General features: G+C 58.4%; 26 protein-coding genes. 18 read left to right on the top strand and 8 right to left on the bottom strand.

All coding sequences use genetic code 11. The features are described from left to right. Entirely contained in the window at nucleotides 1–687 is a 687-nt protein-coding gene (modB, locus tag DLM_RS09220) for a molybdate ABC transporter permease subunit (RefSeq protein ID WP_197715544.1), read from the bottom strand. 2 nt (nucleotides 688–689) lie between these two features. Further along, nucleotides 690–1,439, bottom strand: a complete 750-nt coding sequence (gene modA, locus DLM_RS09215) for a molybdate ABC transporter substrate-binding protein (protein WP_089083350.1) — start codon at nucleotides 1,437–1,439, stop codon at nucleotides 690–692. A 290-nt stretch (nucleotides 1,440–1,729) separates the two neighbouring features. On the opposite strand from modA, the gene DLM_RS09210 reads away from it, so the two are divergent. Further along, nucleotides 1,730–2,491, top strand: coding sequence for a dimethylarginine dimethylaminohydrolase family protein (locus DLM_RS09210; protein ID WP_089083351.1), 762 nt, complete (start codon nucleotides 1,730–1,732; stop codon nucleotides 2,489–2,491). Nucleotides 2,492–2,500: 9 nt separating this feature from the next. Here the strand turns inward: DLM_RS09210 and DLM_RS09205 are convergent, their stop codons facing one another. Next, complete coding sequence (locus DLM_RS09205) at nucleotides 2,501–2,971, bottom strand: Lrp/AsnC family transcriptional regulator (protein ID WP_089083537.1); 471 nt, start codon at nucleotides 2,969–2,971, stop codon at nucleotides 2,501–2,503. 185 nt (nucleotides 2,972–3,156) lie between these two features. On the opposite strand from DLM_RS09205, the gene alaC reads away from it, so the two are divergent. After that, nucleotides 3,157–4,350: an alanine transaminase gene (gene alaC / locus DLM_RS09200; RefSeq protein ID WP_089083352.1), complete on the top strand. Its 1,194-nt coding sequence runs from the start codon at nucleotides 3,157–3,159 to the stop codon at nucleotides 4,348–4,350. Nucleotides 4,351–4,415: 65 nt separating this feature from the next. On the opposite strand, the gene DLM_RS09195 is transcribed toward alaC, so the two are convergent. Then, complete coding sequence (locus DLM_RS09195) at nucleotides 4,416–6,044, bottom strand: methyl-accepting chemotaxis protein (RefSeq protein WP_089083353.1); 1,629 nt, start codon at nucleotides 6,042–6,044, stop codon at nucleotides 4,416–4,418. A gap of 504 nt (nucleotides 6,045–6,548) precedes the next feature. On the opposite strand from DLM_RS09195, the gene gyrA reads away from it, so the two are divergent. The 10 genes from gyrA (at nucleotide 6,549) to aroF (ending at nucleotide 16,814) form a co-directional block, all read left to right on the top strand. Then, a complete protein-coding gene (gene gyrA / locus DLM_RS09185) occupies nucleotides 6,549–9,248 on the top strand; it encodes a DNA gyrase subunit A (RefSeq protein WP_089083355.1) in 2,700 nt (899 codons plus the stop codon). After that, nucleotides 9,245–9,712 carry a PaaI family thioesterase gene (locus DLM_RS09180; RefSeq protein WP_089083356.1) on the top strand — a complete coding sequence of 156 codons (468 nt, stop codon included), beginning with the start codon at nucleotides 9,245–9,247 and terminating at the stop codon, nucleotides 9,710–9,712. The genes gyrA and DLM_RS09180 overlap by 4 nt, the downstream gene beginning before the upstream one ends. Beyond that, a complete protein-coding gene (locus tag DLM_RS09175) occupies nucleotides 9,709–10,149 on the top strand; it encodes a PaaI family thioesterase (RefSeq protein ID WP_089083357.1) in 441 nt (146 codons plus the stop codon). The genes DLM_RS09180 and DLM_RS09175 overlap by 4 nt, the downstream gene beginning before the upstream one ends. 60 nt (nucleotides 10,150–10,209) lie before the next feature. Further along, nucleotides 10,210–11,295 (top strand): 3-phosphoserine/phosphohydroxythreonine transaminase, encoded by a 1,086-nt coding sequence (gene serC / locus DLM_RS09170; protein WP_089083358.1) that lies wholly within the window; start codon nucleotides 10,210–10,212, stop codon nucleotides 11,293–11,295. 129 nt (nucleotides 11,296–11,424) lie between these two features. Beyond that, nucleotides 11,425–12,648: an MFS transporter gene (locus DLM_RS09165; RefSeq protein WP_089083538.1), complete on the top strand. Its 1,224-nt coding sequence runs from the start codon at nucleotides 11,425–11,427 to the stop codon at nucleotides 12,646–12,648. A gap of 126 nt (nucleotides 12,649–12,774) precedes the next feature. Then, entirely contained in the window at nucleotides 12,775–13,362 is a 588-nt protein-coding gene (locus tag DLM_RS09160; protein WP_089083359.1) for an O-methyltransferase, read from the top strand. Nucleotides 13,363–13,366: 4 nt separating this feature from the next. Next, nucleotides 13,367–14,440 (top strand): prephenate dehydratase, encoded by a 1,074-nt coding sequence (gene pheA / locus DLM_RS09155; RefSeq protein ID WP_089083360.1) that lies wholly within the window; start codon nucleotides 13,367–13,369, stop codon nucleotides 14,438–14,440. 67 nt (nucleotides 14,441–14,507) lie between these two features. Beyond that, nucleotides 14,508–15,089, top strand: a complete 582-nt coding sequence (locus DLM_RS09150) for a TIGR00730 family Rossman fold protein (protein WP_089083361.1) — start codon at nucleotides 14,508–14,510, stop codon at nucleotides 15,087–15,089. Between the two features lie 36 nt (nucleotides 15,090–15,125). Next, nucleotides 15,126–15,704: a hypothetical protein gene (locus DLM_RS09145; RefSeq protein WP_089083362.1), complete on the top strand. Its 579-nt coding sequence runs from the start codon at nucleotides 15,126–15,128 to the stop codon at nucleotides 15,702–15,704. 90 nt (nucleotides 15,705–15,794) lie between these two features. Next, nucleotides 15,795–16,814: a 3-deoxy-7-phosphoheptulonate synthase gene (aroF, locus tag DLM_RS09140; protein ID WP_089083363.1), complete on the top strand. Its 1,020-nt coding sequence runs from the start codon at nucleotides 15,795–15,797 to the stop codon at nucleotides 16,812–16,814. A gap of 95 nt (nucleotides 16,815–16,909) precedes the next feature. On the opposite strand, the gene DLM_RS09135 is transcribed toward aroF, so the two are convergent. Genes DLM_RS09135 through dapF form a run of 3 tightly spaced genes read right to left on the bottom strand, consistent with a single transcriptional unit; the run spans nucleotide 16,910 to nucleotide 18,993 of the window. Further along, nucleotides 16,910–17,479, bottom strand: coding sequence for a hypothetical protein (locus DLM_RS09135; protein WP_089083364.1), 570 nt, complete (start codon nucleotides 17,477–17,479; stop codon nucleotides 16,910–16,912). Then, complete coding sequence (locus tag DLM_RS09130) at nucleotides 17,476–18,123, bottom strand: DUF484 family protein (protein ID WP_089083365.1); 648 nt, start codon at nucleotides 18,121–18,123, stop codon at nucleotides 17,476–17,478. Before DLM_RS09130 ends, DLM_RS09135 begins: the two co-directional genes overlap by 4 nt. 39 nt (nucleotides 18,124–18,162) lie before the next feature. Next, on the bottom strand, nucleotides 18,163–18,993 hold the full coding sequence (gene dapF, locus DLM_RS09125; RefSeq protein ID WP_089083366.1) for a diaminopimelate epimerase: 831 nt from the start codon (nucleotides 18,991–18,993) through the stop codon (nucleotides 18,163–18,165). A 119-nt stretch (nucleotides 18,994–19,112) separates the two neighbouring features. Here dapF and DLM_RS09120 point away from each other — a divergent pair, with 119 nt between their 5' ends. From DLM_RS09120 to DLM_RS09110, 3 genes are read left to right on the top strand one after another with little or no spacing between them, the layout of a single operon-like run. Further along, nucleotides 19,113–19,703 carry a TetR/AcrR family transcriptional regulator gene (locus DLM_RS09120; protein WP_089083539.1) on the top strand — a complete coding sequence of 197 codons (591 nt, stop codon included), beginning with the start codon at nucleotides 19,113–19,115 and terminating at the stop codon, nucleotides 19,701–19,703. Nucleotides 19,704–19,726: 23 nt separating this feature from the next. Then, nucleotides 19,727–20,227 carry a DUF4442 domain-containing protein gene (locus DLM_RS09115; protein WP_089083367.1) on the top strand — a complete coding sequence of 167 codons (501 nt, stop codon included), beginning with the start codon at nucleotides 19,727–19,729 and terminating at the stop codon, nucleotides 20,225–20,227. Nucleotides 20,228–20,239: 12 nt separating this feature from the next. Beyond that, nucleotides 20,240–21,052, top strand: coding sequence for a crotonase/enoyl-CoA hydratase family protein (locus DLM_RS09110; RefSeq protein ID WP_089083368.1), 813 nt, complete (start codon nucleotides 20,240–20,242; stop codon nucleotides 21,050–21,052). 64 nt (nucleotides 21,053–21,116) lie between these two features. Here the strand turns inward: DLM_RS09110 and DLM_RS09105 are convergent, their stop codons facing one another. Further along, entirely contained in the window at nucleotides 21,117–21,824 is a 708-nt protein-coding gene (locus tag DLM_RS09105; protein WP_089083369.1) for a FadR/GntR family transcriptional regulator, read from the bottom strand. Between the two features lie 243 nt (nucleotides 21,825–22,067). On the opposite strand from DLM_RS09105, the gene DLM_RS09100 reads away from it, so the two are divergent. The 3 genes from DLM_RS09100 to DLM_RS09090 are packed head-to-tail and all read left to right on the top strand — an operon-like array spanning nucleotide 22,068 to nucleotide 25,093. Continuing rightward, nucleotides 22,068–22,721, top strand: coding sequence for an RraA family protein (locus tag DLM_RS09100; RefSeq protein ID WP_197715543.1), 654 nt, complete (start codon nucleotides 22,068–22,070; stop codon nucleotides 22,719–22,721). A gap of 32 nt (nucleotides 22,722–22,753) precedes the next feature. After that, nucleotides 22,754–24,013 (top strand): MFS transporter, encoded by a 1,260-nt coding sequence (locus DLM_RS09095; protein WP_089083370.1) that lies wholly within the window; start codon nucleotides 22,754–22,756, stop codon nucleotides 24,011–24,013. Nucleotides 24,014–24,025: 12 nt separating this feature from the next. Further along, nucleotides 24,026–25,093: a mannonate dehydratase gene (locus DLM_RS09090; protein ID WP_089083371.1), complete on the top strand. Its 1,068-nt coding sequence runs from the start codon at nucleotides 24,026–24,028 to the stop codon at nucleotides 25,091–25,093. Nucleotides 25,094–25,181 lie beyond the last annotated feature (88 nt).

Below are 25,181 nucleotides of genomic sequence, written 5' to 3'. Positions count from 1 at the left end.
TCAGCGCTCCGCCAGTCGGCCCGGTGCCAGCTTGCCTGCCAGCAGCAGCACCAGGATGCAGACCACGGAAGTGACCAGCACCAGCCGGTTGGCACTATCATCCTGTCCGGCCTGTACTGCCTCGTAGATGGCCACCGACAGGGTCTGGGTCTTGCCGGGAATGCTGCCAGCCACCATCAGCGTGGCACCGAATTCGCCCAGCGCGCGGGCAAAGGCCAGCAGCAGGCCAGCCAGAATGCCGCGCCAGGCCAGCGGCAGGGTGATGCGAAAGAAAATGCCGATCTCGGAAATGCCCAGCACGCGGCCGGCCTGTTCCAGTTGGCCGTCCACCGCCTCGAATGCGGCGCGGGCCGGTTTGTAAACCAGTGGAAACGCCACCAGTGCGGCGGCAATCACCGCACCTTGCCAGGTGAAGATCAGGTTGATGCCAAACTGCTGCTGCAACCAGCCGCCCAGCGGGCCGCGCCGGCCCAGCAGGGTGAGCAGGTAGTAGCCCAGTACCGTGGGTGGCATCACCATCGGCAGGGTCAGTGCCGTGTCCAGCAGATTGCGGCCGGGAAAGCGCCCGCGGGCCAGTAGCAGCCCCACGCCAACTCCCAGCAGCAGGTTAAGCAGGGTGGCGCAGCCTGCCACCCGCAGCGACAGGCCCAGCGCGGTCCAGGCCGGGTCATTCATCCAGTCAGGCATGTTCAGGGCTTGTGAAAGCCGTAGCGGCTCAGGATGGACTGGGCGGCGGGAGACAGCAGGTAGCTGACAAAGCGCTGCGCCTCGGCGGCATTGGCCGCGCTGGCGGTACGGGCCACCGGGTAGTTGATGGTTTCATCCAGCGGCACGGTAAACGCCACTTTTACCTTGTCCGGCATGATGGCGGCGTCAGTCTGGTAGACAAAGCCGGCTTCCACCTCGCCACGCGCCACGTAGTCCAGCGACTGGCGCACGTTCTGGGTGTTGATGGCCTTGGCTTCCACCGCCGGCCACAGGCGGGCGTTTTCCAGAGCGCGCTTGGCGTAGCGTCCCACCGGCACGCTGGCCGGGATGCCCAGCGCCACATGGCGGATGCCGGCCTGTTGCAGATCGGACAACTGCTGCAGCTTAAGCTTGCTGTCGCTCGGAACAATCAGCACCAGGGCATTGCGGGCAAAGTCCTTGCGCTCGGCGCTGTTGACCAGTTTTTGCTTCACCGCGCTGTCCATGGTTTCCTGGTCGGCGGAGGCAAATACATCCACCGGTGCTCCCTTGGCCATTTGCTGCAGCAGCACGCCGGAGGCGGCAAAGTTGAAATTGACCTTGCTGCCGGGGTTCTGTGCTTCAAACCCACGGGCAATATCCTTGAAGGCATTGGTGAGGCTGGCGGCGGCGGAAACTGTGATTTCACCAGCCTGGGTGTAGCCTGCCAGCACCATGCTGCACAGGGATAGGGCAATCAGCCTTGCTTTCATTGCGGGCTCCGGTTTGCGTGTGAAGGCGTAATATACCCGGATATATAACGCTGTGAAATAATCCTTCCGGGGAATAGCCCATAGGCTGAAATTGCTAGCCGCGCCAGAGCGCGGCTGCCTGCCTGGCCATGCAGTTGCGGGAAGAAGTACGCTGTCGCTGCCGCCAAAACAGCGGGGCATGGCTGTGCAAGGGGTGCATCACGACCGATTACGCCGGGCAATCTGCCTAGAATGGGCACAGGACGACAGCGTCTTGCCTGTCATGTCAGCTAATAGCCGGAGCCTCTGCCATGTACTTTACCCATGCCATCACCCGCCTGCCTGCCGACACCGTTGCCGCCGGCCTGACCACCGCCAGCCTCGGTGCGCCGGATGCCGCGCTCACCCGCCAGCAGTTTCGTGAATACATCGACATTCTGCTGCAACTGGGCCTGACCGTGACCACGCTGCCAGCCTTGCCGGATTTCCCCGATGCCCATTTCGTGGAAGACGTGGCGGTGATGATGCCGGAGCTGGCCATCATCACCCATCCGGGCGCACCATCCCGCCGTGGTGAGGTACACAGCATGGCCCCGCTGGTATCGCGTTTTCGCCATGCGGTGTGGCTGGGCGAGGGCGAACACATGGATGGCGGCGATGTGCTGATGGTGGACAAGCGTTTTTTCATTGGCCTGTCCAGCCGCACCAATGAAGCCGGCATCAGCCGTTTTGCCCGCGAAGTGGAAAAATTCGGCTATCGCGTGCAGGCGGTGCCGGTGGCCTCCGGCCTGCATCTGAAATCGGTGGTGAATTATGTCGGGCGTAATACCGTGCTGCTGTCGGCGGCAGCGGTTGATGAACCGGCATTCCGTGATTTTCGCCACATCGTGCTGGACCCGGCCGAGGAGTACGCCGGCAACACCATGTGGATCAACGACAGCCTGATCACCCCCAGCGGTTATCCGCATACCTTGCGCCAGTTGCAGCAACTGGAACTGCCCATCATCCAGACCGATACCAGTGAAATCCGCAAGATGGATGGCGGGCTCACCTGCCTGTCCTTGCGCTTCTGATGGCGCAGCCTAGCCTGGGCTGCGGCCAGCGCGCTTGATGGTTTGCAGCTCGGTGGTGGTGAGGATTTTCTCGATGCGAAACGCCGTGCTGGCCAGCCAGGCGTCGGCCAGTTGGCGGTATTCATCGATATGCTGGCAGGCAATGCGCAACAGGAAATCCACCGTGCCGCTCACCATCCAGCCATCCTGCACTTGCGGGGTGCGCTGGATTTCGGCAATGAAGGCTTGCTGGGAAACCAGATGGTCGGCCAGCGTCACCTGCGCCAGAATCACCAGTGGCGGTGCGCTGCGCGGCAGGTCGACGATGGCGCTGTAGCCCTTGATGATGCCGGCCTTCTCCAGACGGCGCACCCGTTCCAGACAAGGGCGTGGCGTCAGGTTTACCTGCTCGGACAGGCGCTGGAAGGGCAGGCGGCCATCGCGTTGCAGGATGTCGAGAATTTGCAGATCAATACGATCCAGGCCGGTTTTGTCTGTCATGGGGAGCAAGGCTTCATGGGGCGGTGACACAAGTGCGCATTGCAGCGCTGCCGGCATGGGCTTGTCAACAATGATGACGACGGCAAAAAATCCTTGTGCATTGCAGCAGGCGGGGCTAGGATCGTCTCTGCCCCTCATGGGCAACGTCGCTCGGACGGTTCCGGGCGCTTACGTGAAAGGCTCACATGGCTTCCTCTGCAGGCAAGCGCCGCTTTGCGCGCATCGATCGTCTTCCCCCCTACGTATTCAATATCACCGCCGAACTGAAACTGGCGGCCAGACAGCGCGGCGAGGACATCATCGACCTGAGCATGGGCAACCCCGATGGCGCCACGCCGCCGCATATCGTGGCCAAGCTCAATGAAGTGTCGCAACGCCCGGATACCCACGGCTACTCTGCCTCCAAGGGCATTCCGCGGCTGCGTCGCGCCATTTCCCGCTGGTACAAGGACCGCTACGAGGTGGACATCGACCCCAATAGCGAGGCGATTGTCACCATCGGTTCCAAGGAGGGCCTGGCCCACCTGATGCTGGCCACGCTGGATGGCGGCGATACTGTGCTGGTGCCGGACCCCAGTTATCCCATCCACATTTACGGCGCGGTGATTGCCGGGGCGCAGATCCGTTCGGTGCCGCTGGTGCCCGGCATCGACTTTTTTGCCGAGCTGGAAAAGGCCATCCGTGGCAGCTATCCCAAGCCCAAGATGATGGTGCTGGGCTTTCCGTCGAATCCCACTGCGCAGTGCGTGGAGCTGGATTTCTTCGAAAAAGTGATTGCACTGGCCAAGAAGCACGACATTTTCGTGGTGCATGACCTGGCCTATGCCGACATCGTGTTTGATGGCTGGAAAGCACCGTCCATCATGCAGGTGCCGGGCGCCAAGGATATCGCCGTCGAGTTCTTCACCCTCAGCAAGAGCTACAATATGGCGGGCTGGCGCATCGGTTTCATGGTGGGCAACCCGGACCTGGTGGCTGCGCTGGCACGGATGAAGAGCTATCACGATTACGGCACCTTCACCCCGCTGCAAGTGGCCGCCATTGCCGCGCTGGAAGGCGATCAGCAATGCGTGCGTGACATCGCCGCCAAATACCAGCAGCGCCGCGACGTGCTGGTAAAGGGATTGAACGAGATTGGCTGGGAAGTGGAATGCCCCAAGGCTTCCATGTATATCTGGGCGCGTATTCCGGAACAGTGGCGCGAACTGGGTTCGCTGGAGTTTGCCCGCCTGATGCTGGAAAAGGCCAAGGTATGCGTATCGCCCGGCATCGGTTTTGGTGACCAGGGTGACGAATACGTACGCTTTGCGCTGATCGAGAATGAAGCGCGCATCCGGCAGGCGCTGCGTGGCATCAAGCAGATGTTCAAGGAGCAGTAAAACAGCCGGCGCATCGCGCCGGCATGCAACACGGCCACGCATTGCGTGGCCGTGTTTGCGTCAGCTTATACCTGGAAGCGCGACACCAGTTTTTCCATGTCCACGGCAATGCGCTCAACGGCATCCGCCGACTGCGCGGTATTGTGGGCGGTAGCGCTGGCTTCTTCGGCATGCTGCACGATGGTTTCGATTTTTTGTGCCACCTCGGTGGCCGCAGAGGCTTGCTCGCGCAGCGCGGTATTCAGTTGATCGACAATCCCGGCGACATGTTTGGCGCTGTCGCGCAGGGTGGATACGGTATCGCCGGCTGCATTGGCATTGCTGACACTGGCTGCCACCAGTTCCACCCCTTGATCGACACCGTTGACCACATCCACGGTGGATTGCTGGATGGAGGCCACCATCTTGACGATTTCATTGGTGGACTGCGCGGTGCGCTCCGACAGTTTGCGCACCTCGTCGGCCACCACGGCAAAGCCGCGACCCTGTTCACCAGCGCGGGCCGCCTCGATGGCGGCATTGAGCGCCAGCAGATTGGTCTGGTCGGCAATGTCCTTGATCACCGCCACGATGGAGGAAATCTGCGCTGATTCGGTTTGCAGGCGGGCAATCCGTTCGGCTGCAGTGCCAACCACCAGCGAGATGTCATTGATCTGACCCACCAGTGAGCGCAGCGACTCCAGGCCGTTGGCAGCTTGCTGATCGGACGATGCGCTCAGGCTGGCGGCCTCGGCGGTGCCGTCAGCCACGTGATTGATCGACACTGTCAGTTGTTCGGTATTGGCAGCAATGGCGGAGGCAGCCTGGCTTTGCAGGCTGGCTGACTGCTCCATCTGCTGTACCGAGCGGTTGAGCTGGCGGGATGACTCCAGCAGGACTTCGGCATTGCGGCGCGAGTCCTGCATGGCTTCCCGCAGTGCCGACTGCATATGGCCCATGGCGATAATCAGCTTTCCCACCTCATCCTGGCTTGCCGGTGGCAGGGTGCCGCGCAAGTCACCGTTGGCAATACGCCGCGCGGCGTCCACGGTATTGTCCAGCCGGCCAGCAATGCGCCGGGCCACAATCAGCGATACCGCCAGCGACAGGATTACCCCGGCAATCAGTGCCACGGTACCACCGGCCACGCCAGCCTTCACGCTGCGGTCGGCACGCTCGGCGGCCTTGCGCGCGCCCTCGGCATTCAGCTTGATCAGAGAATCGGTCAGGTCGCGCAGGGCATTGGCTTTTTTCACCCATTCGCCCTTGCGCAAGGCCTGGGCCTCGTCCTCCTTGCCAGCCTTGATCAAGGCAATTGCCTTGCTCACGGTGTCACGATAAGCGGCGGCGGCAACCTGTGCTTGCTGGTAGGCGATTTTTTCCTCATCCAGGCTGATCTGGGATTCATAACGTTTGAAAGCGTCTTGCAATTTACTGTCCAGGTCCGCCATCGAGCTTTCCATCTTGCTGCGCTCGGCCGGGGTGTTGGGCAGCATGTATTCCAGGCTGCGCACCCGGTAGCGCAAGCGCAACTGGCTGATCTCGCCGACCGATTGCACTGATGGCAACCAGTCTTCAGCGATCTGGCGGGTTTCACCGCCAACTGACTTGATCTGCCAGATACAGAACAGGATGGCGGCAATCAGCACGCCGCCGCTGAGCATGAAGTTGACGATAAATTTTTTAGTCAGGCTGATGTTGTCAAGAAATTGCATGGCTGCTGCTCCGCCGATAGTTGTTATGTCTGTCCACTGCACCTAAATCCAGTAAAGAACATTTTTCCGCGATCAGCCATGCAAATATTGCCCTGGAATATAGCCGGGTGCCGGTTTTAGCCACCGACCAGGCCGGGTTTGTGCCAAATAACAGCCGGTGCTGCGCTTTGGCGGGCCGGACAGTCATGGGCTTGCTGCACCGTGCTTATGCCTTGGTAAGGCGGCAGTGCGCAGCCGTCTGGCTTGCTTGCGCCAGCGGGCTACCCGTTTTGCATGAAAACTGCACAGCAAGCAGCGTGGCCGGGCTGTTTGGCAGCGGCGTCAAGCCTGCCTTTGCGGTGCGCCAAGGCGTGCTAAGTATCTGACGCAGCAGGCAGTGCCAGCCGGGATGGGCAGGGCGCGTGCCGCGCATGACGGCCACGCCGCGACTAGGCATGCGCTGACGGGGTGGACGTGGTAGAATCGGAGCTTATTTTTGATTCCTGAAAAGATAGCCATTTACCCATGACAGATCAGCTTTTCGCCAAGGAAACGATCCCAATCAGCCTCGAAGAGGAAATGCGCCGCTCCTACCTCGACTACGCCATGAGCGTGATCGTGGGCCGTGCGCTTCCCGATGTGCGTGATGGCCTCAAACCGGTACATCGTCGCGTGCTGTTTGCCATGCACGAACTTTCCAACGACTGGAACCGTGCATACAAGAAATCCGCGCGTATCGTGGGCGATGTCATTGGTAAATACCACCCGCACGGTGACTCGGCGGTTTACGACACCATCGTGCGCATGGCGCAGGACTTCAGCCTGCGCTACCCGCTGGTGGATGGCCAGGGCAACTTCGGCTCGGTGGATGGCGACAGCGCCGCCGCCATGCGTTACACCGAAATCCGCATGGCGCGCATTGCGCACGAACTGCTGGCGGATATCGACAAGGAAACCGTGGACTTCGGGCCGAACTACGACGGCTCCGAACACGAACCGCTGATCCTGCCGGCCAAGATTCCCAACCTGCTGATCAACGGCTCCTCCGGCATTGCCGTGGGCATGGCCACCAACATCCCGCCGCACAACCTCACCGAAGTGGTGGATGGCTGTCTGGCGCTGCTGGCCAACCCGGAAATGACCATCGACGATCTGATCGACATCATTCCGGCACCGGACTTCCCGACGGCAGGCATCATCTACGGCACCGCCGGGGTGAAAGAGGGCTACCGTACCGGTCGCGGCCGCGTCATCATGCGCGCCCGCACCCACTTTGAAGACATCGGCAAGGGTGATCGTCAGGCCATCATCGTCGACGAGATTCCGTATCAGGTGAACAAGTCGCGCCTGCTGGAGCGCATTGCCGAACTGGTGCGTGACAAGCAGATCGAAGGCATTTCCGACCTGCGCGACGAGTCGGACAAGTCCGGCATGCGCGTGGTGATCGAGCTCAAGCGCGGCGAAATGCCGGAAGTGGTGCTCAACCACCTGTTCAAGCTCACCCAACTGCAAGACAGCTTCGGCATCAATATGGTGGCCCTGGTCGATGGCCAGCCGCGCCTGTTGAACCTGAAGCAGATCATCGACGAATTCCTGCGTCACCGCCGCGAAGTCGTCACCCGCCGCACCATCTACGAACTGCGCAAGGCGCGCGAACGTGGCCACATCCTGGAAGGCCTGGCCGTTGCGCTGTCCAATGTCGACGACATCATTGCGCTGATCAAGGCCTCGGAAACCCCGCCGGCTGCCAAGGTGGCGCTGATGGCGCGTGCCTGGCGCTCGGAGCTGGTGGAAGAGATGCTGTCCCGCGTGGACCAGAGCAAGGCGCGCCCGGACGGGCTGGATGCCGAATTCGGCCTGCACCCGGACGGCTACCGCCTGTCCGACGCGCAAGCCCAGGCCATCCTGGAAATGCGTCTGCAACGCCTGACCGGCCTGGAGCAGGACAAGATTGTCGGCGAATACCGCGACATCATGGCCATCATCCTGGACCTGATCGACATTCTGGAACGTCCGGAACGCATCAACCAGATCATCGGCGACGAACTCTCTGCCATCAAGACCCAGTTCGGCGATGGCCGTCGTTCGGAAATCGAACCGTTTGGCGGCGACATCAATATCGAGGACCTGATCACCCCGCAAGACATGGTGGTGACCATCTCCCATACCGGCTATATCAAGACCCAGCCGATCGACGATTACCGCTCGCAGCGCCGTGGCGGTCGTGGCAAGCAGGCTGCGGCCACCAAGGATGACGATTTCATCGACACCCTGTTTGTGGCCAATACCCACGACTACGTGCTGTGCTTCTCCAGCAAGGGCCGCTGCTACTGGATCAAGGTTTATGATCTGCCGCAGGGCGGTCGCAACAGCCGCGGCAAGCCGATGGTGAATGTGCTGCCGCTGGCCGATGGCGAGAAGATCAACGCACTGCTGCCGATCAAGGCCTTCACCGATGCCGAAGCCGTGTGCGACGAAAACGAAGATGATGAAGCCGCCGCCCTCAAGGCCAAGGGTCCGTTTATCTTCATGTGTACCGCCAACGGCACGGTGAAGAAAACCCCGCTGGAAGCCTTCTCCCGTCCGCGTACCGCCGGCATCATCGCCGTGCGTCTGGACGAAGGTGACAACCTGATCGGCGTCGCCCTGACTTCCGGCAACGACCAGATCATGCTGTTCTCCGACGCCGGCAAGGCCGTGCGCTTCAGCGAAACCGACGTGCGTGCCATGGGCCGTACCGCCGGTGGCGTGCGCGGCATGATGCTGGGTGAAGGCCAGCAGGTGATTTCCCTGCTGGTCACCAATTCGGAAGAGCAGCAAGTGCTGACCGCCAGCGATGGCGGCTATGGCAAGCGCACCCGCACCGGCGAATTTCGTCATACCAGCCGTGGCACCCAGGGCGTGATTGCGATGGACCTGACCGACAAGACCGGCCTCAAACTGGTGGCCGCCAGCCTGGTGGAAGACAGCGACGACGTGATGCTGATCACCACCGGCGGCGTGCTGATTCGCACCAAGGTATCTGAAGTGCGTGAAACCGGCCGTTCGGCACAGGGCGTGCGCCTGATCAACCTGGACGAGGGCGAGAAGCTGATCGGCCTGGAAAAGGTGGCAGAAGGCGAATCCGACGAGGAAGTCGAAGTTGTCGATGGCGATGCAGCCAACGGTGAAGATGTCGCCGCACCGGCAGCCGACGCCGCCAGCGCAGGGGATGCCGAGGCATGACGGCAAGCCCTGCCAATCCGCAGGTGCTGGAGACGATGAGCAAGCTCTTCGTCTCCCTCCCGCACTGTGCCACCCTTGGTTTCCAGTATCTGGGCACCGAGGGTCGCCGCCCGGTGCTCAAGGTGGAGTGGCGGGAAGACCTGGTGGGCAACCCCGCCAGCGGCACCATTCACGGCGGGGTGATCACCTCGCTGGTGGATACCACCAGCGCCGTTTCGGTCACCGCCTGCCTGCCGGATTTTGAAACCATTGCCACGCTGGACCTGCGCATCGACTACCTGACGGCAGCCACACCGGGCAAGGCCATTCACTGCCGTGCGGAGTGTTACCGCCTGGCCAGCCAGATCGCCTTCACCCGCGCCGTGTGCTATCACGATGACCCCGCCGATCCCATCGCCCATGGTGTAGCCACTTTCATGCGTGAATCCAGTCGCGCCTCGATGTTGCAGGAGCCAAAACCATGAGCGATTTCATGGAAAAACTGGCCACACTGCGCGATGCCAAGGACTTCACCGCCCTGATCGACGCCATTCCCTATGCCCGGCTGATGGGCGTGGAAATGCGGGAAGACGAAGCGGGCGAGTTGCTGTTCCAGCTACCGTTTGTCGAGCGCAATGTCGGCAACACCGTTCTGCCGGCACTGCACGGCGGGCTGATTGGCGGGTTTCTGGAAAATGCGGCGCTGCTGCACCTGATCTGGCATCGCGAATCGCTGGCAGCACCCAAGATTGTCGATTTTTCGCTGGACTACCTGCGTTCAGGTCGACCGCAAACCCTGTTTGCCCGCTGCGAGATCACCAAGCAGGGCAAGCGCGTGGCACATGTATTGATAGAGGCCTGGCAAGAAGACCGCCGCAAGCCGGTGGCTGTGGCACGGGCCCATTTCCTGCTGACGCAGTGACACACAGGCATGGCCTGATCTGGTCATGCCGCAAGTTTGAAGCAATGACTGAGGACAGACATGGCCAAGGTGTATAACTTTTCCGCCGGACCGGCAGTTTTGCCCCACGACGTTCTGGCACAAGCCCAAAGTGAAATGCTGGACTGGCACGGCTCCGGCATGTGCGTGATGGAAATGAGCCATCGCGGCAAGGAATTCATGGAAATCATCCATGATGCCGAGCAGGACCTGCGCGAGCTGATGCATGTGCCGGCCGGTTACAAGGTGCTGTTCCTGCAAGGCGGTGCCTCCATGCAGTTTTCCATGGTGCCGCTGAATCTGCTGGGCGACAAACAGTCGGTCGATATCGTCAATACCGGTCACTGGTCCAAGCTGGCCATCAAGGAAGCGCGTCGTTATTGCAATGTCAACGTGGTGGCCAGTAGCGAAGACCGCAACTTTGCCTATGTGCCGGCAGAGGAAACCTGGCAGCGCGACCCCAACGCCGCCTATCTGCACTACACCTCGAACGAAACCATCGGCGGTTTGCAGTTCCCCTTCGTGCCGTCCGAGCAGGGCGTGCCGCTGGTATGTGACATGTCCTCCGACTTCCTGTCGCGCGAAGTGGATGTCAGCAAGTTCGGCCTGATCTATGCTGGCGCGCAAAAGAATATCGGCCCGTCCGGTCTGGTAGTGCTACTGGTGCGTGAAGACCTGCTGGGCCGCGCCCGTGCCGACCTGCCCACCATGCTCAACTATCAGGTCCATGCCGACGCCGACTCCATGTACAACACCCCGGCCACCTATCCCATCTATATCGCCGGCCTGGTGTTCAAGTGGCTGAAGCAGCAGGGCGGGGTAAAGGGCATGGCAAGCCGCAATGCGGAAAAAGCCGGTCTGCTGTATCACACCATCCAGGCCAGCGAAGGCTTCTACACCACCCATATCGATGAACCCTTCCGTTCGCGCATGAATGTGGTGTTCCGCCTGAAGGACGAGGCACTGGAAGAGAGCTTCATGATGGAAGCACGCAAGAACGGGCTGATCCAGCTCAAGGGTCACCGCGTGGTTGGCGGCATGCGTGCCTCCATTTACAACGCCATGCCGATTGAAGGGGTGAAGGCACTGGCCAGCTTCATGCAGGACTTCGCCCGCCAGAACGGCTGAGGCTGAGCAATGCAGGCAGATTGTTCTGCCAACACGACACTGTGTGCAAAAACCCGTGGCCAACACGGGTTTTTTCTTGTGCGCAGCGGTTTTATGATGGATGACCATAACAATATCGGAAATCATGCCATGGACCGCTCCATTCAACGCTTGCTGCTTGCGGGCGGCCTCATCGTGTCACTGGCCATGGGCATTCGCCATGGCTTCGGCTTTTTCATGCCGCCCATGACCAGCGCCTTTGGCTGGACCCGCGAAAGCTTCGCCTTTGCGCTGGGCATGCAGAACCTGATCTGGGGCCTGGCGCAGCCCTTTGCCGGAGCCCTGGCCGACCGGCATGGTCCGGGCAAGGTGCTGCTGGGCGGGGGCCTGCTGTATGCCTTGGGCCTGCTGCTGATGACGGTATCGGCCACGCCGGTGCTGTTTTCGCTGTCAGCCGGCGTCTTGCTGGGGCTGGCCTTGTCCGGCACCACCTATAGCGTGATTTTTGGCGTGCTGGGCCGTACCGTGCCCGCTGCCTATCGTTCGCGCGCCATGGGACTGACCGCAGCGGCCGGCTCCTTCGGTCAGTTTGCCATGGTGCCGATCGAGCGCTCGCTGATCGACGGCATGGGCTGGCTGCCCTCCCTGCTGGTACTGGCCGGCTGTGCCTTGCTGATGTTGCCGCTGGGGCGCTCACTTACCCGGCAGGCAGATGCCATGCCGCAAACCGGCGCACCGCAGGTGCATGCACATCTGCTGCAAGGCATGCTGCATACCTTTGCCCGCGCCTGGACCGAAAAAGGCTTCCGCCTGCTGATGGCGGGCTATTTTGTCTGCGGTTTTCAGGTGGTATTCATTGGCGTGCATCTGCCGGCCTATCTGCGTGATCACGGCATGGGCGGCAATATCGCCAGTCTGGCGCTGGCCCTGATCGGTCTGTTCAATATTTTCGGTACCTTTATCTTTGGCGAAGCCGGCAGCCGTTATGCCAAACCGCCCTTGCTGGCCGGCATTTATCTGGCGCGCAGCATTGCCATCGGCCTGTTTCTGTTATTGCCGCTGTCGGTGCCCTCGGTGCTGGTATTTGCCTCGGTGATGGGCTTTCTGTGGCTGTCCACCGTACCGCTGACCAATGGCGTGATTGCCAGCCAGTTTGGCGTACAGCACCTTGGCATGCTGTCCGGGGCGGTGTTCTTCTCGCATCAGTTGGGCAGCTTTCTGGGCGTGTGGCTGGGAGGCAAGCTGTACGACCTGAACGGCAATTACAATATCGTGTGGGGCATCGCCATCGCACTGGGCGTACTGGCCGCGCTGGCCAACCTGCCGATACGCGAGCAGGCATCTGCCGCCTTTGCCGACAAGGCCGCTGCATGAAAACCGCTTTGTATGCCGTGCTGGGCCTGTTGCTGGTGATACTGCTGTTGATGTATCAGCAACCGCGCTTTGTCATGGCATTTTCCGACTTGATAACCGCCTGTTTTTGAAGCGTCAGGAGCTTGCATGCTGAGTACCGAACTGTTTGCCCGTTTGACTGCCATCTGGGAAGAGGGCGAGCATCACGATGCCGTCACCACCGAACGCGCACTGAAAAACCTGTTCATCACGCCGGATACCGGGCGCTTTCTCTACCAGCTATTGCGGCATGCCAATCCGCAGCATGTGCTGGAGATCGGTACATCCAACGGTTATTCCACCTTGTGGCTGGCGCTGGCACTGCGGGATCGTAGCGGTCGCATCACCAGTCTGGACGTTCTGCCGGCCAAACAGCAGCAAGCAGCGCGACATTTGCAGGATTTTGCCTTGCAACACAAGGTGGAACTGCATTGCCAGGACGCTGCCGCCCATTTGCGCGCAGCGGCCGACGGCAGCGTGGATGTGGTGTTTCTGGACGCAGATCGCAGCCGATATGTGGATTATTGGCCTGATTTGTGCAGGATTCTGCGTCGTGGCGGCCTGATCGTGGTGGATAATGTTCTGTCGCATGCGGCTGAATGTGCAGATTTCATTCGACTGGTGCTTGCGACGGAAGGCTATCTCGCGGAAACTTACCAGATTGGAAAAGGCCAGTTTGTCATAGTGAAAGATTGATTACGTGTCAGAAGAACTGCTGAAGCAACATCGCGATGCCATCGACGCCATCGATGCCCAGATCCTCCACCTGCTTAACAGCCGTGCCAGTCATGCCCGTGAGATCGGAGAAATCAAGGGTGGTGGCATCATTTACCGCCCGGAGCGTGAGGCGCAGGTGCTGCGCCGCATCCAGCAGCTCAATCCGGGCCCCTTGCCGAATGAAAGCGTGGCGCGGCTGTTTCGCGAGGTGATGTCCGAATGCCTGGCGCTGGAAAAACCCTTGTCCATCGCCTACCTGGGGCCGGAAGGCACCTTCACCCAACTGGCTGCCATCAAGCACTTTGGTCATGCAGCACGCACGGTAGCCTGCGCCTCGGTGGATGAGGCTTTCCGCCTGGTGGAATCCCGCGCGCTGGATTATGTGGTGGCTCCGGTGGAAAACAGCACCGAAGGTGCGGTTGGCCGCACGCTGGACTTGATGGTCAGCAGCCCGCTGCGCATTTGCGGTGAGGTGGTGCTGCGCATTCATCATCACCTGCTGCGCAAGCAGGAAGGCATGAACGGCATCACTCGGGTGTATGCCCATGCCCAGGCGCTGGCGCAATGTCACGAATGGCTGAACAAGAACCTGCCGGCACATGTCGAGCGGGTATCGGTGGCCAGCAACGCCGAAGCGGCCCGTCTGGCAGGCGAGGATGTAAACGCCGCAGCCATTGCCGGCCAGGCCGCGGCCGAGCGCTATGGCCTGGTCAAGCTGGCGGAAAACATCGAAGACGAACCGAACAACACCACCCGCTTCCTGGTGCTGGGCAATCAGCAGGTTGGCGTAAGCGGTCAGGACAAGACCTCCATCGTGGTGGCAGCGCCGAATCGACCGGGCGCGGTACATCAGTTGCTGGCACCGGTGGCCGACAACGGCGTCTCGATGACCAAGTTCGAATCGCGTCCTTCGCGTGCCGGCTTGTGGGACTACGTTTTCTTCATCGACATGGAAGGGCATCATGACGATGCCAATGTCGCGACGGCGCTGGCCGGCCTGTCGGAGCGGACGTCCTTTGTCAAAGTGCTGGGTTCCTACCCGCAGGCCGTATTGTAAAGAGTGAATGATATGCAACAGCCGGTCGGAATGTTCCGCCCGGCTGTATTCGTTTTTGGAGAGTCAAATGAAGGCAGTGTGTCTGTTTTGTGGGTCCAATAAAGGCAATCGTCCAGAATATGTTGCTGCAGCCGTGAATCTTGGTCGCACGCTGGCCGAAGAGGGCATCACCCTGGTGTATGGTGCCGGCAAGGTGGGTTTGATGGGAGTGGCCGCCGATGCCGCGCTGGCCGCCGGTGGCAAGGTGATTGGCGTGATTCCGGAATTTCTCAAGGCCAAGGAAGTCGCCCACCTGGGTCTCACCGAACTGCATGTCACCGAAACCATGCATCAGCGCAAGGCAATGATGGCCAGCCTGGCAGACGGTTTTATCGCGCTGCCGGGTGGGTTTGGTACTTTTGACGAATTATTCGAGATTCTTACCTGGGCGCAACTGTCGGTACACCAAAAGCCGGTTGGCCTGCTGGATGTGGCTGGCTTCTATCAACCACTGCTGACGCTGGCGCAGCATGCTGTGGCAGAAGGCTTTGTGCCGGCAGGCAATATGGAATTGTTTGCCCATGCGCCAGATGTGGTGACGCTGCTGGATGTCATGCGGAACTATCAGCCGCGCCAGACCGTGAAGTGGCTTGATCTGGAAAAGACCTGACCCCATCTGGGAATAGACCGTCCCAGGGAATTCGACATGAACGAGATGCACGTTGCTGACAGCAAGACTTGGCGTTGGCGCTTGCGCCGACTGCTGACCGGACCATTGGTGTTGCTGGCTGCGCTGCTGCTTGCTTTTGAAGAGTTTGCCTGGGACGAGCTGTCAGCCTGGCTGGCCAGGCTAGGGCGGTTGCCGGTATTGCGCCAGATCGAGTCGGCCATAGCGCGCGCATCGCCAGGGGTGGCGCTTAGCCTGTTTCTGTTGCCGGTGCTGGGGCTGTTGCCGGTCAAGCTGGCCGCCGTGCTGCTGATCAGCCGCGGCCATGCCGTGCTCGGCCTGTTGGTCATTCTGCTGGCCAAGCTGCTGGGTACCGCAGTGGCGGCACGGTTATTTGGCCTGACCCGCAAGCAACTGATGAGCGTGGGCTGGTTTGCCCGCGCTTATCAGCTCTTCATGCGTTTCAAGGCTTATGTATATGGCAGGCTTGCCGCATCCCGTGCCTGGCAGGCCGCTCATCGGCTGCTCAATGTGTTGCGAACATCTCTGCGCCGCCCATCCGCCTGGTCCCGCCTTGGGCGGCGCCTGTCGCGGCAGTGGCAGCATTTGCGTAAATAGCGGACATCGCCGTGCTGCCGCTTCTGCTAAAATCTGATGTCCGCCGTGATGCGGAGCTGAGCGCCCCAATCCCTTTTGCAGGAACAAAGCATGATTATCGTGATGACCCGTTACGCACAGGATGAGCAGATTCAGGCCGTAGTCGACAAGATTCGTGCCGCGGGCCTGAGCGAGCATGTCTCCCGTGGTACCGAGCGCACCATTATTGGCGCGGTGGGGGATGAGCGGGTATTCAGCCCGGACGCCTTTGCCCTGTTGCCGGGCGTGGAGCGGGCGATGCGGGTAGTCAGGGAGTACCGCATTGTGTCGCGTGAAGTGCATCCGGCCGACAGCGTGGTGCAGGTTCGTGGGCTTTCTATCGGCGGTCCTGCCATTCATGTGATTGCCGGCCCGGCTGCCGTGGAAACGCCGGAACAGATGGCGCTGTCGGCCCAGATGGTGCGTCAGCATGGCGGCAAACTGCTGCGCGGCGGTGCGTTCAAGCCGCGTACCAGCCCCTATGCCTTCCAGGGCGTTGGCGTGGAGGGGCTGGAGATCCTGCAGCAGGAGGCGCGCCGCCAGGGCCTGCCCATGGTCAGCGAATTACTGGATGTGCGCCTGCTGGATACCTTCCTTGAATATGATGTGGATGTCATCGAAATTGGCGCACGCAATATGCAGAATGTCGGCCTGCTCAAGGAAGTTGGGCGCATCAACAAGCCGGTGATCCTGAAGCGCGGGCCGTCTTCCAGCTTGAGTGAGTGGCTGATGGCCGCGGAGTACATTGCCGCCGGTGGCAATCACAACATTATTTTCTGTGAGCGTGGCGTACGCAGTTTCGAAACGTCTTATCGCAACATGCTGGACCTCTCAGCCATTGCCGTGATGAAGCGGGAAACCCATCTGCCGGTGATTGTCGACCCCAGTCATGCCGCAGGAAAAGCATGGATGGTGCCCGCACTGGCCAAAGCGGCGCTGGCGGCCGGGGCGGATGGCCTGATGCTGGACATCCACCCGGACCCGGCCAATGCCTGGTGTGATGGCGAGCAAGCACTTAATCCTGGCGAGTTCGCCCTGCTGATGCAGCAGCTATCCGCGCTGGCCACCACGCTGGGGCGCAGTCTGGCCTGAGTCTTGTCTTCGGGTATGCGTTTTGTCTTGAGATAGTTTTGTCTTGGGATAAATGAAAAAACCGGCATCTGCCGGTTTTTTCATATCAGGAATGCTTAGGTCCAGCCAAGCAGATAAGGAGCCAGCCATCCGCCCAGCACACTGCATGCCAGTGGCGACAGCAAGGTGCTCAAAAGCAGCATGCCCCATGACAAGCCAGCCCATTTGCTGCGCAGCAGGGCCAGCAGGAACAGGCGGTACAGCAGATAGCTGATGATCACAATCATCGGCGGCATCATGATGTAGGCTGCCATCGGACGCCATTGCAGGAATGGAGAAGTCAGCAGGCAGCCCAGGCCCAATGTAAGCTGGGAGATCAGCAGGGCGGTGATGCGCGGAGATTCGGCCGGAAAGCTCAGGCCTCGCCTGCCGGCACTGACGGCGGCGGGCAACCAGATGGCCGCCGAGATTGCCAGCCAGATGTAGCTGTAAACGAAGGGTAGCCAGATGGGGCGCAGCAGGTGATAGGGCTCGGTCAGACGGATGGTCGTAGCCAGCAGGAAATAGCCTGCAACAAAAGCTGCAATGGCAACCGGGCTGCGTGCAGCGATCTGTCGCCACAGGATGTGCAGCAAATATGCGGCCAGCAGCAGAATGATGGTCCAGCCCCCGATGGTTGCGGTCATGCCTGTCCCAGCACGCGCAGCAGCGCTGCGGAAATGATTTCACCCATTTGGGCCAGGTAGTGTGTATGCATGTCGAAGGTGAAGCGTTGAGCGTCATCGCTGGCAAGTACCAGCAAGCCGAATGCGCTGCCGCTGGCATCGGTCAGCGGTATCTGGCTGAATGATTGCAGTACCGGCGTGGCCGGGAACCAGCCCAGCACTTCATCATTGACATAAGGGCCGCAGTAGGGGGCGGACAGATTGCGCGCCAATGCCTGGACTTCATGGCGCGCATTGTACAAGGGTGAGGATTCGGCTGCCGGGTGCCACAGGCGCAGTGCCATGCGATCCAGTGCAAAATCCTGATGGAAGCAACTGGCCAGACCATCCGCAATCTGCTGCAGGTTCAGGCAGCGCTGCAGCATCAGCGACAGCCGGTGCGCACTATGGATGATCTGGTCATTGGCTTCGCCGTGGCGGATGAGTTGATGCAGGCGGGCTTCCAACTGGCGGTTGCGGTCTTTCAGTTCCAGCATCTGGCGGTCTGCCAGTGAAACCACCACCCGGTCCTGCGCCATCTGGCCGCGCAGACCAAAGCGCTCGGCATGGTGCTGCAGGAAATCCGGATGGCTATCCAGAAAGGCCAGAACCTCTTCGCTTTGCATCAACATTCTCCTTGTGCGGCGCATGCGCGCCTTGGCAGTTCAGACTTCGATTTCGCCTTGGAATACCGTCATGGCCGGACCAGTCATGCGTACGGGCTGACCATCGCCATGCCATTCGATTTGCAGGTCGCCACCGCGGGTATGCACCAGCACCTTGCTGTCCAGCAGGCCGCGGCGGATGCCAGCCACAACCGCAGCGCAGGCCCCGGTGCCGCAGGCCAGGGTTTCGCCGGCACCGCGCTCAAAGACGCGCAGGCGGATTTCCTGCCGCGAAACAATCTGCATGAAGCCGGCGTTGACCTTCTCCGGAAAGCGATGATGAATTTCAATCAGGGCACCCAGTTCCTTGACCGGCGCGGTGTCGACATTATCGACCACCTGCACGGCGTGCGGGTTCCCCATTGATACCACGCTGATGTCGCAACTGTAGCCGCCGGTATCCAGCGGGTAGGTGATGGCGTCGCCTTCGGCAACAAAGGGGATGTCCACGGGCCGGAAGCGTGGCACGCCCATGTCGACAATCGCCTGGTTCTGGCCCAGGTATTCCGGAACGATCACGCCTTTGGCGGTTTCCACCCGGATGGCCTTCTTGTTGGTCAGTTTCTGGTCGCAGACAAACTTGGCAAAACAGCGTGCGCCGTTGCCGCATTGCTCCACTTCACTGCCGTCATTATTGAAAATGCGGTAGCGAAAATCGTTGTTTTCTTCCTGGGGGGATTCCACCAGCAGCAGCTGATCAAAGCCGATGCCGAAGTGGCGGTTGCCAAGTTGGCGAATTCTGTCGGTATCGAGGGAGACGGTTTGTCTGACACCGTCAATTACCATGAAGTCATTGCCCAGGCCATGCATCTTGCTGAATTTGAGTCGCATCGGAAAAGGTCCGGTCTCAGGGTTGGCCAAATGCCTTCCATCATAACCGATATGCCATGCCTGTCCAGCTTTGGAGCCATTCGATTGACACCTTACTAACCAGTAAGTAAAGTTTGCTGATGAAACCTGCCACCGATACCAAAAGCGATACCCGCAAGCGCATTCTCGACATTGCCGAGGAGCTGCTGCTGACGCGTGGCTACAATGCTTTCAGCTATCAGCACATCAGTTCGGTACTGGGCGTGCGTAATGCTGCCATTCACTACCATTACCCCAAGAAAACCGACCTTGGCGTGGCGCTGATCCAGCGTTACCGCCGTCGCTTCCAGCGCTTTATCGAAGCGCAGCTGGCCTTGACACCTGCCGAGCAACTGGAGCGCTATTACACGCTGACCGATGCCTATTTCGAGCGTGACCAGCAAATTTGTCCCAGCGGCATCCTGACGACCGAATACCAGACCCTGCCACAGGAAATGCAGCAGGAAGCCAATGCCTTTGTCGATGAAATGCGTGACTGGGCGGTCAGCATTGCTGCGCGCGGGCGGGCTGATGGCAGCATGCGCTATGCCGGCACGCCGGAAGCCATGGGCCTGTTGATGCTGGCCGCCCTGCAGGGCGGCTTGCAACTGGCGCGTACCGACCAGGCAGTGATCGACGCGCTGAAAATCCAGATCCGGGCCTTGCTGGGCCTGGATGCTTCACTTCCATGACATAAAACAGAGGGCTAACACGCATGGATTATCAAAAAAACAGCATGAGTCGCATTGCCGACAAGGTAGGCAAGTTGCCGGTCGGTATGCGCAGCAGGGTCTTGTCCCTGCTGTTTGGGCGGCTGGTTCCTTTTCTGTCCACATCCGGCATTCGCTTTGAGCAGGTGGGGCATAGCAGCCTGACTGTTTCCATTCGCAACCAGCGCAAGGTGCAAAACCATATCAAGGGCGTACATGCCGCGGCCATGGCACTGCTGGCCGAGACCGCCAGTGGCTTTGTCGTGGGCATGAACGTGCCGGATGACAAGCTGATGCTGCTCAAGTCGATGAAGGTGAATTACATCAAGCGCGCGCAGGGCAATATGCGCGCTGTGGCCACACTGAGCGACGCGCAGATTCACGCCATGTACGACACCGACAAGGGTGATGTGCTGGTTGATGTCAGCGTAACAGACGAATCGGGGGAGTCACCGGTTATCTGCGAAATGGTGTGGGCATGGGTGCCCAAGAAGCGCCCTCAATAAAGGAGCCCAAACATGCAATGGCAGACATTTGATGTTGGCGTAGAGGATAAGGTGGCACTGGTGCGCTTCAATCGCGCCGACAAGGCCAATGCATTGAACCAGACCATGTGGCAGGAGCTGCAATCGGTGATGGAGTGGGCGGATGCCGAGCCTGCGGTGCGTGCGGTGGTGCTGGCTGGTCATGGCAAGCATTTTTGTTCCGGCATTGATCTATCCATGCTGATGGGTATTCAGGGCGCGATTGCTAATGAATGCGAAGGTCGGCAGCGTGAAAAACTGCGTCGGCTGATTCTGCAACTGCAGGACAATGTGTCCAGCCTGGAGCGCTGTCGCAAGCCGGTGGTGGCGGCCATACATGGTGCCTGCCTTGGCGGCGGGCTGGATATTGCGCTGGCGGCGGACTTCCGCTTTGCGGCTGCAGATGCGGTATTTGGCGTGCGCGAAGTGGATATCGGCATGGTGGCAGACGTCGGGACGCTGCAGCGTTTGCCAGGCGTGGTCGGGCAGGGCGTGGCAAGGGAGATGGCCCTCACCGGGCGAGATGTGGCGGCAGAGGAGGCGCTGCGCATTGGTCTGGTTAACCGCCTGCTGCCTGATGCTGACGGGGTGCTGGCCGCGGCCATGGCGTCGGCGGCGTTAATCGCCAGCAAGTCGCCGCTGGCCGTACGGGGCAGCAAGGAAATGCTGAATTACGCCCGCGATCACAGCGTGGCAGACAGCCTGAATCATGTCGCCACCTGGAATGCGGCCATGCTGTTGTCAGAAGACATCCAGAAAGCGGCCATGGCATCCATGACGCGGCAGACGGTGGTTTTTCGCGACTGAGCAGCCCGTCTTTGATCAAGCCGCCTGCAAACTGCTGCAGGTGGCTCTCCTGCATATATTAATACTACGGCGCAGTGTCGCTGCGGCATGCTGCATCCCGCAAGGCTTGCGTCGCTGATGCAAAATGACGGGCGACTGCCAGCTTGGCCGCTGCGGGGTCGCGGTCGCATATCGCATCGACAATATATTGATGCAATTGAATGATTGACTCCCAGTCAGGACTGACATCGCGCGCATCCAATCCAGCAGAAATGGAGCTGGCCAGCGGCGTGCGCAATGCTTCAATCATCAATGAATAGAGCGGATTGCCGGATGCTTTGGCAATTTGCAAGTGAAACAAACTGTCCTGCAGAATGAATTGTTCATGATCACCAAGCGTATGGCGCAGCATTTTCATCTGCTGTTGCAAGGTGAAGAAATCCTCTGCTGAACCGCACTGCGCCGCCTGTTCGGCACATCCCATCTCCAATGCACAACGAACATCAAGAATTTGTTGTGCCGATATCTGCTGTGTTGCCATCGCATTACGGAAAATCGTTTCCATGGCCGTCGGTTTGCATCTATCGACTCGTGGGCGCTTTCCGCTGCTGATCTCCAGAATCCCAAGAGTGGAAAGCGAGCAAAATGCTTCGCGAATCACGCCACGACTGACGCCCAAGGTATCAATCAACTGCATTTCGCTGGGTACTTCCATTCCTGGAATAAGCTGGCGCTTGTCAATGAGGTTGAGCAAATAATTGCTAACCTGTGCTGATAATGTTGTCTTTTCCATTTTTCAGAAGCGGGTTGAGAACGTTTTGCCATATAAATATGAGTAACCTTTTATGTTGCTTATATTTTACTTGTTTTAGCAACTGGCAAAATATTCAGCTCCGCGCAGTCTCTCCTTGATTGTTTATCTGTCCCATTAGCCAATTGCACCTTATTTTTCATGACCATAACCTGTCTTACAGGCGGACATGTTAAAGAGAGGATGCTGATGCCTTGGTCTACTGATATGGAATTATTTTCCCTGATGAAACAAGAATTATTCCCTGCCGTTGCTGGGGATATTCTGGATGAAATGGGCTATCGACATCAATTTCTGAGTCAGACACTCCGGCCACTGCATCCGGATATGGTTATTGCTGGGCGTGCGATGCCAGTGCTGGAGGCAGATTATCCGGCTGCCATGATGGCTGATTCACCTGGCCCGCTTGCTGGCAAGGACTTCGGCCTGATGTTTGAGGCATTGGATAGTCTTAAAGCCGGAGAGGTATATATCGCTGCCGGCGCTTCGCCCAAGTATGCCTTATGGGGTGGTTTGATGACGGCCCGTGCAAAGTACTTAAAGGCTGCCGGTGCCATTCTGAATGGTTACTCCCGTGATACGCAAGAAATATTATCCATGAATTTCCCTGTTTTTTCTTATGGTTCTTATGCGCAAGATCAAAAAGTACGGGGAAAGGTACTGGATTATCGTGTGTCAATTGAAGTTGATCATATTGTCATTCATCCAGGAGATTTGGTGTTTTCAGATCGTGATGGTGTATTACTTATACCGCAGACCATCGAACGCGAAGTCATTCATTTGGCTCTGGAAAAGGTTCGTGCTGAAAATCATGTTCGCAATGCAATTGATCAAGGCATGGCTACCGTTGAAGCATACCATCGCTTTGGGGTGATGTAGAACTGTGTAGCAAGAACGTCAATGGAGCAGTCATGACAAAAGTACGCTGGTACATTGTTTTTTTCTTATCCTTGGGCGGGGCAATCAATTATCTTGATCGATCTGCATTTGCAATTGCAGCCCCGATGTTTGCCAAGGAGTTGGCATTAACACCCAGCCAGCTTGGTCTGGTGTTTAGTAGTTTCTCAATTGGCTACGCCGTGTTTAATCTTGCGGGTGGTTATGCAGCAGATCGCTGGGGACCGAAATTGGTTCTGAGCGTGAGCATGGCATGCTGGTCAACATTTTGTGCATTGATTGGCGTGGCCACCGGTTTTATTTCCATGGTGGTGATTCGTATTTTATTCGGTGCGGGTGAAGGTCCATTTTCCACAACGGTCAATAAAATGATCAATAATTGGTTTCCCAAACGTGAAGTGGCCAGCGCCATTGGGATGGCTACCGTGGGCAATCCATTGGGTGGGGCAATTGCCGGCCCGGCGGTAGGTATGCTGGCAATTACATTTGGCTGGAGAGTATCGTTTTTTATTATTGCACTACTCGGATTTGTATGGCTACTTGGGTGGCGAGGCATTGCTACTGATAAACCACAAGAACATCCCATGATCGATGCTGATGAGCTTGACTATATTCGAAAATATCAATCACAGGATCAGGTATTCGCCGGTGCTTCACTGCCATTGTCTTTTTATCTTAAGCAGCCAACCATCCTTGCTACGGCATTTGCATTTTTTGGATTGAATTATATTCTTTTCTTTTTTATGTCCTGGTTTCCCAGTTTTCTGTCGTCAACACAACATCTTGATCTAAAGGAAATGAGTATTGTCAGCACCATTCCGTGGCTGCTCGGTTGTCTGGGCATGGGGCTGGGTGGGTTTCTTTGCGACCATATCATGCGAAAAACAGGGAAGCCATTATTGTCACGCAAAATTGTATTAGTCAGTTGTTTGGGGAGTGCTGCTGTTTTTGTCGCACTATCTGGTAGTGCGCAAAGCGCAGCGCAGGCAGTTGTTATGATGGCGTGCGGTCTATTCTTTATGTATTTATCCGCCACTACCTATTGGGCTATTTTGCAAGATACGGTTGCACAGGGGAATATAGGGATGGTAGGTGGTCTTGTGCATGCCCTTGCCAATATTGCTGGCATTTTGGGACCTGCCATTACTGGCTATTTGATTGAGTGGACGGGCTCTTATCATAGTGCTTTTTTCTTGGCAGCTGGCATTGCCATCGGCGGCGCACTGAGTGTTGCCTTTTTTGTCAAGCCGCTTGAGTTTACGACGCAGGAGTAGAGGAGATTAACGATGAAACTGGGTTTTGGACTATATCGGCATATGCTGGATGAAAAACATTTCGATTTTGCGCGGCAATGTGGCGCTACCCATATTGTTGTGCATATGGCGGATTATTTTCGCGGCAGTCAAACTTTTTCAAAAACTGATCAGCCAATAGGTGACCAGCAGGGCTGGGGGGTGTCCGAGCCTGTTATCTGGACTGTGGATGAGTTGCTGGCGATTCGGCAGCAAATTGAAAGCCATGGCCTGGTATTTTATGCAATTGAAAATTTTGAGCCGGCACATTGGCATCATATTTTATTCGATGGGCCGCGCAAGCTGGAGCAGATGGAAGTAGTCAAACAGATTATTCGTAACGTTGGAGAGGCAGGCATTCCGGTATTCGGTTACAACTTTAGTCTTTCTGGTGTCGCTGGGCGGGTTATTGGTAACAAGGCTCGCGGGGGAGCGCAAACGGTGGGTTTGGAGGGGCGCAGTAAACAAACAGATAGCCTTCTGCCGCGCAGCATGGCATGGAATATGCTGGTTGACCCGGAGGCGCAAGGCTTCTGGCCTGCAACCAGCCAGGAACAGCTATGGCAAAGGCTGGAGTACTTCTTGAGGGAAATTATACCTGTTGCCGAGCAGGCGGGCGTTCGACTGGCTGCTCATCCGGACGACCCTCCACTAGAGGAGGTGCGTGGTCAGCCGCGTCTGGTTTATCAACCATATCTTTATCAGAAATTGCTGGATATTTATCCAAGCAAAGCGAATGCCTTGGAATTTTGTCTAGGAACGGTAGCAGAAATGTCGGAAGGCGATATTTATCGCGCGGTAGAGCAGTATGTCAGCCAGGGTGCCATATGCTATATCCATTTTCGCAATGTGCATGGGCGGGTGCCGCATTACCATGAAACCTTTATTGATGAAGGTGATATTGATATGGCACGTGTGCTGCGTATTTTGCAGAAATACCAGTTTGATGGTGTTCTCATTCCCGATCATTCGCCGCAAATGAGTTGCGCTGCTCCGTGGCATGCAGGAATGGCGTTTGCCATGGGGTATATGCGGGCATTAATGCAGCAAGGCCTTGATTGACACCCTGTCAGCGGCAGAGTGCAAGGCGTATTTGGCCAGGGTATTAGGTTGACTTGTCCGCCATACGAACAAACGCCACGCGGGTGAC

Origin of the sequence: Aquitalea magnusonii, assembly GCF_002217795.2 — a bacterium.
GTDB lineage: Bacteria > Pseudomonadota > Gammaproteobacteria > Burkholderiales > Chromobacteriaceae > Aquitalea > Aquitalea magnusonii_B.
Note: the sequence above shows the minus strand (reverse complement) of the source record. Positions and strands in the feature narration are given on the sequence as shown.

Coding starts and splice junctions, on each gene's coding strand:
- modB (WP_197715544.1), bottom strand. CDS start 687: ATGCCTGACTGGATGAATGACCCGGCCTGGACCGCGCTGGGCCTGTCG.
- modA (WP_089083350.1), bottom strand. CDS start 1,439: ATGAAAGCAAGGCTGATTGCCCTATCCCTGTGCAGCATGGTGCTGGCA.
- DLM_RS09210 (WP_089083351.1), top strand. CDS start 1,730: ATGTACTTTACCCATGCCATCACCCGCCTGCCTGCCGACACCGTTGCC.
- DLM_RS09205 (WP_089083537.1), bottom strand. CDS start 2,971: ATGACAGACAAAACCGGCCTGGATCGTATTGATCTGCAAATTCTCGAC.
- alaC (WP_089083352.1), top strand. CDS start 3,157: ATGGCTTCCTCTGCAGGCAAGCGCCGCTTTGCGCGCATCGATCGTCTT.
- DLM_RS09195 (WP_089083353.1), bottom strand. CDS start 6,044: ATGCAATTTCTTGACAACATCAGCCTGACTAAAAAATTTATCGTCAAC.
- gyrA (WP_089083355.1), top strand. CDS start 6,549: ATGACAGATCAGCTTTTCGCCAAGGAAACGATCCCAATCAGCCTCGAA.
- DLM_RS09180 (WP_089083356.1), top strand. CDS start 9,245: ATGACGGCAAGCCCTGCCAATCCGCAGGTGCTGGAGACGATGAGCAAG.
- DLM_RS09175 (WP_089083357.1), top strand. CDS start 9,709: ATGAGCGATTTCATGGAAAAACTGGCCACACTGCGCGATGCCAAGGAC.
- serC (WP_089083358.1), top strand. CDS start 10,210: ATGGCCAAGGTGTATAACTTTTCCGCCGGACCGGCAGTTTTGCCCCAC.
- DLM_RS09165 (WP_089083538.1), top strand. CDS start 11,425: ATGGACCGCTCCATTCAACGCTTGCTGCTTGCGGGCGGCCTCATCGTG.
- DLM_RS09160 (WP_089083359.1), top strand. CDS start 12,775: ATGCTGAGTACCGAACTGTTTGCCCGTTTGACTGCCATCTGGGAAGAG.
- DLM_RS09150 (WP_089083361.1), top strand. CDS start 14,508: ATGAAGGCAGTGTGTCTGTTTTGTGGGTCCAATAAAGGCAATCGTCCA.
- DLM_RS09145 (WP_089083362.1), top strand. CDS start 15,126: ATGAACGAGATGCACGTTGCTGACAGCAAGACTTGGCGTTGGCGCTTG.
- aroF (WP_089083363.1), top strand. CDS start 15,795: ATGATTATCGTGATGACCCGTTACGCACAGGATGAGCAGATTCAGGCC.
- DLM_RS09135 (WP_089083364.1), bottom strand. CDS start 17,479: ATGACCGCAACCATCGGGGGCTGGACCATCATTCTGCTGCTGGCCGCA.
- DLM_RS09130 (WP_089083365.1), bottom strand. CDS start 18,123: ATGCAAAGCGAAGAGGTTCTGGCCTTTCTGGATAGCCATCCGGATTTC.
- dapF (WP_089083366.1), bottom strand. CDS start 18,993: ATGCGACTCAAATTCAGCAAGATGCATGGCCTGGGCAATGACTTCATG.
- DLM_RS09120 (WP_089083539.1), top strand. CDS start 19,113: ATGAAACCTGCCACCGATACCAAAAGCGATACCCGCAAGCGCATTCTC.
- DLM_RS09115 (WP_089083367.1), top strand. CDS start 19,727: ATGGATTATCAAAAAAACAGCATGAGTCGCATTGCCGACAAGGTAGGC.
- DLM_RS09110 (WP_089083368.1), top strand. CDS start 20,240: ATGCAATGGCAGACATTTGATGTTGGCGTAGAGGATAAGGTGGCACTG.
- DLM_RS09105 (WP_089083369.1), bottom strand. CDS start 21,824: ATGGAAAAGACAACATTATCAGCACAGGTTAGCAATTATTTGCTCAAC.
- DLM_RS09100 (WP_197715543.1), top strand. CDS start 22,068: ATGAAACAAGAATTATTCCCTGCCGTTGCTGGGGATATTCTGGATGAA.
- DLM_RS09095 (WP_089083370.1), top strand. CDS start 22,754: ATGACAAAAGTACGCTGGTACATTGTTTTTTTCTTATCCTTGGGCGGG.
- DLM_RS09090 (WP_089083371.1), top strand. CDS start 24,026: ATGAAACTGGGTTTTGGACTATATCGGCATATGCTGGATGAAAAACAT.